Source organism: Kitasatospora sp. NPDC028961 (assembly GCF_055564815.1).
The window spans coordinates 441,221-451,466 of sequence record NZ_JBVHVO010000001.1; the positions used below are offsets into that span (position 1 = coordinate 441,221).

At 66.7% G+C, this 10,246-nt stretch carries 6 protein-coding genes; 4 read left to right on the forward strand and 2 right to left on the reverse strand.

Going from position 1 to position 10,246, the window contains the following annotated elements; translation table 11 throughout:
* Positions 1-143: 143 nt before the first annotated feature.
* Both ACZ4UX_RS01935 and ACZ4UX_RS01940 read left to right on the forward strand, forming a co-directional pair.
* Complete coding sequence (locus ACZ4UX_RS01935) at positions 144-746, forward strand: hypothetical protein (RefSeq protein WP_465704937.1); 603 nt, start codon at positions 144-146, stop codon at positions 744-746.
* Positions 747-777: 31 nt separating this feature from the next.
* Positions 778-2,067: a DNA sulfur modification protein DndB gene (locus ACZ4UX_RS01940; protein ID WP_465704939.1), complete on the forward strand. Its 1,290-nt coding sequence runs from the start codon at positions 778-780 to the stop codon at positions 2,065-2,067.
* Between the two features lie 234 nt (positions 2,068-2,301).
* Here the strand turns inward: ACZ4UX_RS01940 and ACZ4UX_RS01945 are convergent, their stop codons facing one another.
* Together ACZ4UX_RS01945 and argS are read right to left on the reverse strand one after the other, a co-directional pair.
* Positions 2,302-4,218, reverse strand: coding sequence for an ATP-binding protein (locus ACZ4UX_RS01945; RefSeq protein WP_465704941.1), 1,917 nt, complete (start codon positions 4,216-4,218; stop codon positions 2,302-2,304).
* 61 nt (positions 4,219-4,279) lie between these two features.
* On the reverse strand, positions 4,280-6,040 hold the full coding sequence (argS, locus tag ACZ4UX_RS01950) for an arginine--tRNA ligase (protein WP_465704943.1): 1,761 nt from the start codon (positions 6,038-6,040) through the stop codon (positions 4,280-4,282).
* Positions 6,041-6,382: 342 nt separating this feature from the next.
* Here argS and ACZ4UX_RS01955 point away from each other — a divergent pair, with 342 nt between their 5' ends.
* Together ACZ4UX_RS01955 and ACZ4UX_RS01960 are read left to right on the forward strand one after the other, a co-directional pair.
* Positions 6,383-8,182 carry a hypothetical protein gene (locus ACZ4UX_RS01955; RefSeq protein ID WP_465704945.1) on the forward strand — a complete coding sequence of 600 codons (1,800 nt, stop codon included), beginning with the start codon at positions 6,383-6,385 and terminating at the stop codon, positions 8,180-8,182.
* A gap of 48 nt (positions 8,183-8,230) precedes the next feature.
* Positions 8,231-10,243, forward strand: a complete 2,013-nt coding sequence (locus ACZ4UX_RS01960) for a radical SAM protein (RefSeq protein WP_465704947.1) — start codon at positions 8,231-8,233, stop codon at positions 10,241-10,243.
* Positions 10,244-10,246 lie beyond the last annotated feature (3 nt).

Below are 10,246 nucleotides of genomic sequence, written 5' to 3' on the forward strand. Positions count from 1 at the left end.
TGTGAAATACCCCCAAAACTGCCCGGTAGGTGACAAAAGGTCACCCACCGGGCAGTTTTGCGTCTCCTGGCTACAGCTGTCGGTGCTGCGTGTAAGGATGTGTGCGCCCATCACACACCGTCACTCAGTCGGAGCAACCAGGAATGGCGACACCGGACACCATCGCGCGAGCGGTCAACCGCCACCGCCTGGGCGCCAGTCCAGCTCTCGAGATTCAGCTCGGCATCACACCGATGCTGGACGTGCCGGCCCATCAAGTCCTTCAGGACGACCTGAAGCGTCTCGCCTCTCCGTGGGAACGGCTCAAGGCCACGGAAGGGATCGTCGCCGCGATACCGGACCAGCCGGGCCTCTACATGTTCGTCTGGTCACCATCGATCAAGCTGTCGATGGCGGACCGGACCGCAGCCAGCTTCCACCAAGTCCTCTACATCGGACACGCCGGCGGTGCCGGTCAGATGGGCAACACGCTGAGGAACAGGTACCGGGACTACCGAAAGCACCTGCGCGGCAATCCCGAGAATCTCTGGACCCGGGAGCCGCCCACCAACCGGCACGACCGCCTCACCCACTACCTCGCCCTGCGCCCCCTGGAGTACTGGTTCGCGACCATCGACGACCGGTCGATGATCAAGAATCTGGAGGAACGCCTGCTCCACCTGTACAACCCGCCGATCAACATCCAAGGCGGCCCCCTGCTACGTGGTCGACTCAGCCCCACACCCAAGCCGGCTTTCCGCTCCTAGCCCCGCATCGCTCCTGACAACGAGGTACTTCATGACGTCCAAGACGTTCGTCCCGGCCTTCAAAGCCACCGTGGGCAACTGGACCTACTACTCCTGCCTGATGAGCTACGCCCAGGTGGCGCGGGAGGTCAACTTCGCGCACGAGCTCGGCGGCAACCGGGACCTGGGGACCATGATCCAGCGCGGGGTCGGCGCCCGCACCGCGGAGATCACCGAGTACCTGCTCACCAACGAGAACCGCTTCCTCGGCGCCCTCATCATCGCGGTGTGGGGAGGGGACCCCAACTACCACACCGTCACGATGGACACGGAAAGCCAGGCCGTCCTCCAGGGACTTGACCGCAACTTCGGCGTCCTGACCTTCGACGGCACCCAGCAGTTCTTCGCCCTTGACGGGCAGCACCGGCTCAAGGCCATCAAGGACGCGATCAAGCAGAACCCGGCCTTGGGCAGCGAGGACATCAACGTCATCGTCGTCCCCCACTTCGACACCGACGACGGACGCCGGCGCACCCGGCGGCTCTTCACCAACATCAACCGGAACGCCAAGAGCACCAACCTGCAGGAGAACATCGCACTCGACGAGGACGACAGCTTCGCCATCCTCACCAGGCGGCTGCTCGACGAGGACGACTTCCTGAAGCGCGAGAAGGTCGTGCTCGTGTTCAGCAAGGTCGGCCAGGACGGTGAGCTCGTCCTCGCCCAGCGCTCCGTCAGCGCATCAAGTCCCGCCTGGACCACGATTGGCGTGCTCTACGACATCGTCAAGGAAATCGGCTACGACCTCCCCTGCGCCAACGAGCAGACCAAGCAGCGGGTAACCGACGAGGTCCTCGACGACAGCTTCAAGGTTCTCAGCGTCCGCTTGCAGGAGCTCCTCGAAGCGTGCGGGAACATGCAGCAGCGCTACCTGGCCGCGGTGTCACCGAAGGATCTGAGGGCACCCAAGGGGCGCGACGGCGCGGGGCACCCGTTCATGCGGCCGGCGATCCAGGCCCAGGTGGCGAAAGCCGTGCATCACGTACTCGAGCAGGGCACCCTGGAATGGCAGGAGGTGATGAAGAGGCTGTCCGCACTCGACTGGAAGATGACCTCGGCGCCGTTCTCCTCCATGTGGATCGAGACTCCCGAGGGGAAGACCAAGGGCAAGATGGCCAGCGGAAACTCCCAGCTGTTCTACGACCTCCTGTTGGTGCACATCGCCCCCCGCTCCAAGGCGCAGATCACCAGGGCACTCCGCGCCTACCACGACGTCATGAAAAGCAAGTACCCGGTATCGGCTGAGGAATTGTTCTCGCTCCTGCCGGTCGACGCTGATTGATGGCTCCCGGATAGACGTTCCCGGCGCCCACTGGGTATCCAGGGCACCGGACCTGGAGCCTCCCGGTCGACGGAACAGGGGCTTGACCGTCCACACACGGGACGGTCAAGCCCCTGTTCCGCCGACCGGGGCAGTCCCAGCCGGGAGCGAGTCGGCTGGTGCCGCTGCCGCGCCGGCCGCGACTGTCGGCGCCATGGCGAACCTCAAGGCTGCGGAGGCACCGAAAATCTCAGGCTATTCGTCGATGGCGTCGTCGGGTGCCGCGGGCGGCGGCGGCGGCGGGAAGAAATCCTCGAGGCAGTCCTGGAGAAGGAGGACCTGGACCTCATACCCGGACTGAGTGTCCCTGAGGACCCTCTTCACATGAGGGAACACGCGCTCGGGGTACCGGTCCTGCATGTCCGAGTCCGCCAGGTCCAGGAACTGGAACTGGGGAGAAGTGGATGTGCCTTCCTCGTAGGCGATGATGAGATCGATATCTCTGGGGTTCTTGTCCTCGCGATCGAAATCCTGTGTGACAGCCCCGGCGCGGATTTTGAACTCAACTACGCGCAGAGCGGATTCGATGGGATTGTCGAAGACCTGTTCCGAATCGCCGAGACGCTTGATTACTGCCCGGGCGTCGTACCGGTCGCGCTGTGAGAGGCCGTACCACTGGAACTGGGGGAACCTTCCCTGGCCCGCCAGTTCGAAGAAGAGGGCGATCACGTCGTTCTCGTCGGCGGGCACCTTCTTGATTGTCAGCTCCGGTCGCTTCAGATCCTTCCTCGACCAGAAGGCGGCCGACCGTTCATCGTCCTGGAACGGGTCGGCCTTTCCGACGAAGCGGGAAGCGGCGTTCTGAATCGTTGACCGATACGCCTCGTTGACGAAATTCTTCAGCAGGCCGACCAGCCGCATGTTCTTGAGGTGCGTCTTGCCGTAGTTGAGCTCCGCGTCGACATCGACGACGATATCGAAGCAGCGGACGTACTGCTGGTTTCGCCCCTTGGTCAGATCGGGGGAGTGCCGGGTCACTACGCCGTTGGCGCTGAACACGCGCTGACTGCCGCCGGGGAGGTAGCGCTCGAAGTGGGGAATCCTGGCTACCGTTAGGCGGATCACGTTAATCTTCGGGAAAAGCAGTCGCCGAAACGAGTCGATTTCGTCGGGGAGCTTCCCGCGGGCGTTCATCAGGAGGGCTTCGAAATCCTCCATGGTGCGATACTCGGTGACGTTGAAACCGTTCTGCACCTTGAATAGGTCCACGCCGCCGGCACCGAGGTTCTGGGCGTACGGAGCAGGCTTCGGAGGCTTTGCCCAGGACACCGTTTCCGCCATGTCCAGGTATCCGACCGGTACATGGAAGGAGAAGTTGTCCTTGCCGTCAAAGAGCTCGCCGATCGTGTTGCCGAGAGTGGCGACCGGATTGGCGCACTTTACCGTGATGGTGACTACGGTGTCCCGCAGGGTGTTGGGGAGCTCTGTCATGCCCAGGTAGGAGAACCGCTTCAGGTCGCAGGCCAAAAGGGCGGCGAACCGCGTGGGATACCTCCCGCTCTGTACGGCGTTCGTCAGTGTCTGAACGAATTCGGACCGCAGCCCCCTGGGCAGGGCTTCGGTTTCGATCTCCTGGAGGTAGCTTTCGAGGACCCTGGATTCCTGCGCGAAGCGATAGCTTATTTCCGTCCCGATGGCGTCCAGCGGGGCCGAGTCCGGCTCGAATGTCCTGGGCATCGTGAGGTTCGGACGGGCCTCTGGCGGACTGTCGAAAGAGCTTGCGCCGTTCACCGAGAACTTGAAGGCGCCCTGGGCCGTCCTGGATCGGAGAGTGAAGGCCTCTGAGCTGAAAAGAACGACCTTCAGCCCGACGCCTACCTGCCCGGCCAGCTTCCTTCCCGCCTTCTTGCCGCCGCCCAGGAAGAGCAGTTTTGGTTCGTTTGGGAACCCGTCAGCGTCGTCCCTGATCGTCACCTCCCGACTGTCGAAGTCGATCGCGAGATCAATTTTGTGCTTGCCTCCTGCTGTTTCGCGAACCGCGTCGAGGGCGTTCTGCAGGACCTCGCCGACGAAGACGTGCTGGGGGAGGTAGGCGTCGATCGTTTGCCTGAGCTGGTGGATGTAATTCTCTGAGAGAGACTCTGGGCTCAGGAGGTCGTACGTGTCTGTCACCGGGATCCTCTGTCGCTTGTTCAGAGATTGAGAATGGGTGGCCTGGCCGCTTGGGTCCGGCTCAGAGCCTCTCAGGTGTGCCGATGCCGAGGAGGTCCATACCCAGCCGGAGGGTCTGGCCGGTGAGCTGGCACAGCAGGAGGCGTGTCTCCATGACCTCACGGCTGGGTGCCTTGAGGACGGGGCAGTGCTCGTAGAAGCTGGTGTACGCCGCCGCGAGGCTGTGCAGGTAGGCGCAGAGGCGGTGGGGTTCGAACGTCTCGGTGACGAGGCCGACGGTGGCGCCGAATTCGTCCAGGAGTAGGCCGAGCGCACGCTCGGCCGGCTCCAGGGCCAGGTCGCGGTGGGCGGTCGGCGTGGTGCCTTCGGGGGCCTTGCGCAGGATGGACTGGATGCGCGCGTAGGCGTACTGGAGGTAGGCGCCGGTGTCGCCGTTGAGGGAGACCATGCGGTCGGTGTCGAAGACGTAGTCGCGGGTGCGGGAGGTGGAGAGGTCGGCGTACTTGACCGCGCCGATGCCGACCTGCCGTGCCCGGTCTTCGAGTTCCTCGGCCGCGAGTTGGGGGCTCTTCTCGGCGACGACGGCACGGGCCCGGTCGACGGCTTCGTCGAGGAGGTCCATGAGGCGGACGGTCTCGCCGGAGCGGGTCTTGAAGGGCTTGCCGTCCTTGCCGAGGACGGTGCCGAACGGCAGGTGCAGGGCGCGGACGTTGTCGGGGAGCCAGCCGGCGCGCCGGGCGGTCTCGAAGACCATCTGGAAGTGGAGGGCCTGGCGGCTGTCGACGACGTAGAGGAGCTGGTCGGCGCCGAGCATTCCGACGCGGTCGCGGATGGCGGCGAGGTCGGTGGTGGCGTAGCCGTAGCCGCCGTCGCTCTTCTGGACGATGAGCGGGGTCGGCTCGCCGTCTGGCCCCTTGATGTCGTCGAAGAAGACGCACAGCGCGCCGTCGGAGCGCACGGCAACGCCGGAGGCTTCGAGGTCGGCGCACACGTCGGCGAGCATGTGGTTGTAGTAGCTCTCGCCGATGGCGTCGGTGTCTTCGAGGAGGACGCCGAGGTTCGCGTAGACGGCTTCGAAGTACAGCTTCGACTCGTCGACCATCCGCTGCCAGGATGCGACGGTCTGAGCGTCGCCGGCCTGGAGGTCGACCACACGCCGGCGGGAACGGTCGGCGAAGTCGGCATCACTGTCGAACAGGGCACGCGAGGCCTTGTAGAGGCGGTTCAGGCGGGACATCGAGGGGCCGGACTCGGCCGGATCGGTGCTTTCGTCCAGCTCGTCCGGGTGCTCGACGAGGTACTGGATGAGCATGCCGAACTGGGTTCCCCAGTCGCCGAGGTGGTTGCGCTTGATGACCTTCTCGCCGGAGAACTCCAGCGTCCGCACCAGGGCGTCGCCGATGATGGTCGAGCGCAGGTGGCCGACGTGCATCTCCTTGGCGATGTTCGGCTGGCTGTAGTCGATCACCGTGACCCCGGGCTCGGCGCTGCTGCCGACTCCGAGCCGGGTGTCCGCGGCGCGGGCGGCCAGCCGGTCGAGGATCGCGGTGTCCGTGACGGTGACGTTGATGAATCCCGGGCCCGAGACCTCCAGGCTCGCGATCACCTCGTCCGCAGCCAGGTTCTCCAGGACACGCGTGGCGACCTCGCGCGGGTTGGCCCGCAGGGGCTTGGCGAGGCTCATGATGCCGTTGGCCTGGAAGTCGGCGCGGTCACTTCGTCGCAGCTGGGGGTCGCTGTCCGCGGTGTCGGGGAACGCGGTGGAGAGCGCCTGCGTGAAGCGCTGCCGCACCGTGTCGGCGATGGAGAGGACCGTAGCCATAGAAGGAGAGACCACTTCTGTGAGAAGGCGGAGCCGTGAACGAGCCGCGCGGAGTCGCACACCAGCGGCACCCCCAGGACGGTCGGTGCCGCCTTTCGAGTATCCCATGCCCTCTCGGCCGTCGGACTGATTAACCTCAGCCGCTGACCACCTCCACCACAAGGCAAGATCGCCCAACAGGGACTGATCCCACCGCCCCTGAATGATCATCGGAAAATGATGGCGGCCATTCCGCTTATTGGCAGTGATGGCGGCTCGGCCAATTCGCTAAATCGATCGAACGCAACGTGACCGACCGGCTACGGTGGCAAGTCTGCGTGCAGCGCTCGGGAGGGGAGCGAGGTGAGCGACTTGTCCGATGGTGCAGATGATGCGCGGGAACTCGCGGCGTCAGTGCAGCGCGCGTTGGAACGGCCGGATGGGGAAGCCGAGTTCGAACACCCCGGGTTTGTCGATGTCACTGGGCTGGTGCGCCGCTTTCGCCACCAGGGGCGCGAGGTCGTCGCGAAGCTGCGCTCCACCGAGGCGGCCGCTGTGGAGCAGCGCCTGGCTGCCGGTGCCGCCCGCCGCCTTGACGGTCTGTCGGTCTCCGGCTTCGGCAACCTTCAGGTCTGCGTTCCCGAGATCGTCCAGCTGCCTTATCAGAGAGCTGCGCTGGTGTCCCCTTACCTTGGCCGTCCCGTCTCGGCGCTGCCGGCCGCCGCCCTGAAGGTTTCCGGTGAGGCTGTCGTGGAACTCCTCACGGCCCTGCTGGCTCGCGGCGTCGAAGCGTCCGGGTGCATCCCGCGGAACATGTTCGGCCTCGACGGCCGGGTGATCCTCATCGACTGGGAGGACGCGCTCCTCGTACCGGCTGGCGCGGAACCTGACCTGCTGACCTTGATGAAGTGGGACATCGCCTGGTCGGACCTCTTCGGGCATGACTTGCGGCTCCGGGACCGCATCCCGGCCTCCATGCCTTCTGGCGAACCGGAGTTGGACGGCTTTGAGACCATCCTGGCCAACTGGTTGCCCGAGGGCACCTCGCGGCGAGAGGTACGCCGACACGGTATCGAGGTGACGCTCGTCAGCGAGCTCCCGGTGGCCGAGGCTGCGCCGGCGAGCGCGGCCCACCTGGGCCACCTCGCCGAGGACGTCCTCCCGCCGCAGCTCGGCGTCCTGCACACCGTGCTGACCGCGCGGCTGCGCGAGCACCACGGTGAGAGTGCCTACGCCGCGCTGCTGGGCCGGCTGCACCATCTGGTGAAGTACCCCCGGCCGACCGGGCCCGAGCTGGAGGAGCTGCGTCGCGGCTGGGTGATCGAACTGTTCTCGGCTGCCGAGGGTGATCGTCCGGCCGGCGTCGTACCGCTGCGGCAACTGGCCTCGAGGATTGCCGAGTTGGCCTCCACAGGCGGATGGCCCGCGGCCTGCGCACGGGCAGAGGTTGCCGAGGAGATCACCGACCGTCTCGCTCGTGTCGTGCTGGCCGCCCTGGCGCGCGAGGATCTGGATCTGCTCCTGCGCGGCTCCTGCGCCCAGGGAGTCCTGGGCCTTGGCAGTGACGTCGACTTCGAGCTGAGCTCCGCCGAGTTCCCGGCCGGATACCAGCCTGCGGAGGACCTCGTGATCGAGGCACTCGGCTGCCTCGGGCTGGCCGCGGAAGGCTCCGCCGCGCGGCCGACCGAACGCGACCTCGTCAGCGCCGACGGCCACACGACCCGCGACCTCCACGAGTGGTGCGAACTCCGCAGCCCCGGCGCCGCCCACCACGACCCAGGCTGGACCGCCGCGCTCCTGCCCGGCCCCGCCGCAGGTGTGCTCGGCCGGCCGAGCCAGTACGAGCAGCAGGGCCGCGAACTCACCGCCAAGTACCTCTGGTTCGAATCCCGGGCCGCACTGGCACGGCTCGTGTTCACCGACCCGGCGCTCTCCCCGCAGCCCGCGACGTTGGAGCAGCAGCTGTCCGCTCTGCCCCGGTTGATCGGCGACCGAGAGACTGCCGAACTACGCGATCTCCTGCACCGCACGTTCGCCCTGCGGGAGGCCAGCAGCCCAGCCCAGGCAGCTGACGGGGACGCGGAGCGCGCGTGCTTCCACCTCGCCCAACGGCTGGACCGCCTGCGCCACCGGCTCGCTCTGCCAGGTCCCCAGCAGCCCTGATTTTCCGATCCGCACCGATCCGCGCCATCTCAACCTGAGAGGTCAACCGTGATCAGCGACGCCTTGACGCACTCCACCAGCGATGCCCTGCACATCTCCTTCGCCGACGGCTATGTCTTCCACGTCCGCGGCGGCCAGATCACCGCCCCGAACCAGCCCTGCCCCTGCGGCGATCTGGAGCCGGTCCACCAGATCACCGAGTACCGCGAGGCCTACCCGCAGGCCCAGCTCTCCCTGACCGACTCATGCAACATGGGCTGCACCTACTGCTCCTTCCGCGACCGGGTCCACGCCGACGCCAAGCCCGTCACCATCCCGCTGGAGACCGTGGTGCAGGGCCTCGCCACCCACCGAAGGCGGCTCGTCGAGGAGGAGGCGCGCTACAGCCGCGTCGACTTCGGCCTGGCTGGCGAGACCATGCTGGTGCGCCACATGCACGACGCGGTCCACACAATGGTCGAGGAAGGCCTCGCCGACTCGCCGGTCAGCGTCGTGTGGGCTGGACCCATGGTCACCAACGCGACCCTGTCCATGACCCCGGAGCTCGCCGACAAGCTCGGCCCACCCCAGGACATCAGCCTGGACGGTCCGAAGGACGTCCACGACAAGGTCCGCTTCTACACCAACGGACGCGGCGGCACATACGACCACGTGCGCTCCGTCCTGGACCGGGTGCTGGCCCGCCACCCCGACATGGGCGTCTCCGCTGTCCTCACCGCCTACTGCACCGACTTCACCGCGATCTTCCGGAATCTCTTCGAGGACGTCGGCGCCCGCAACATCTACATGAAGCCGGTGAACGCCACCTACGACAAGGACTACGCCCTCAACCCGGCCACGCTTCCGGCCTTCCGGCAGGGCTACGCCGAACTCGTCGACCACATCCTCGCCCAGCCGCCGCAGGGCATCCTCGCGCGGCTGCTCGCCCTGAACTCCGAGGACTTCTTCATGCGGTTCTTCTACCGCGTGAAGGACCGGGCGGCGCAGGTCTACCGGTGTGGGGCCGGCAAGAGCGGCACCTACCTGGACACCAACGGCAACCTCTACCCCTGCGCGCACTTCATCGGGAAGTCCGGCTGGCACATCGGGCACGCCTCCACCGGAGTCGAGGACAGCGAGCGGCGCAAGTACCTCGACCTCGTGGTCGACGAGCGCGACGTGTGCTCGTCCTGCCCGTCCCGGTACGTCTGCGGCGGGGGCTGCTACTACCAGGCGGTCCTGGCCAACGGTGACATCACCAAGCCCGACGAGGTCAAGTGTGACCTGATCCGGTTCATCACCGATCTGGCCGTGCGCCTGGTCGTCACGCTCCGGGAGGAGCACCCCGAGGTGCTGGACGCGCTGCCGTCCCCGTACGGGCTCACCGACGAGGCACTCGCCGCGGCACCCGAGGCTGCCTACCTGCCGGCGGCCCGCCTGCACCCTGCTCCGACCGACGAGCGGTCGGTCATCGCGCTCGGCGGGCCCGGCCGGGTCCGCGGCGGACTCGTGAACCCGGCCGATCTCTCCGCCACGCTCACTGTGTGCGCTGAAGGGCTGGCGGTGGAGCTGGACCTGGGCGACACCCCGGATGCCGTGCGCGGTGTCCGAGTCCGGCTGCAGCCCCTGGGCCAGGGGGCTTTCACCCTGCACGACCTCGCGGCCCAGCAGTGGCCGGGTGAGCGGCAGTTGCGGTGCGCCCGCGACGGCGCCCGGTGGCTCAAGGCAGCCGCCGACCGCTTCCGCCGGGTTCCCCACCCCGACCCCGTCTGGGAGAACGCCGACAACGTCGAGCTCACCTGGGACGGGTCGCAGGTGCGGCTCGTGCTGCCGCTGTCGGCGAACGCTGACAGCGAGGTCGGTCTCGGGGTGAACGTTTTCGTGGACTTCGAGGACGGCGGCTGGAGTGCTCTCACCCTCCACGAGCCGTTCGCCGTGCTCGACCCCACCCACATTGGCGGGCTCAGCCTGTCCGGCCCGGAAGCCGCGGGAGGCCCGGGTGCGGCGGGTGTGAACGGCCGGATGCCCGAGGGCCTCACGCCGATCGTCCGCTGGGCCGGTCTCCAGGGCAACACCTGCTGAGGG

What these genes read in the sequence shown, in the direction of transcription:
- argS (WP_465704943.1), bottom strand. Translation starts at nt 6,040, where the DNA reads ATGGCTACGGTCCTCTCCATCGCCGACACGGTGCGGCAGCGCTTCACG.
- ACZ4UX_RS01935 (WP_465704937.1), top strand. Translation starts at nt 144, where the DNA reads ATGGCGACACCGGACACCATCGCGCGAGCGGTCAACCGCCACCGCCTG.
- ACZ4UX_RS01940 (WP_465704939.1), top strand. Translation starts at nt 778, where the DNA reads ATGACGTCCAAGACGTTCGTCCCGGCCTTCAAAGCCACCGTGGGCAAC.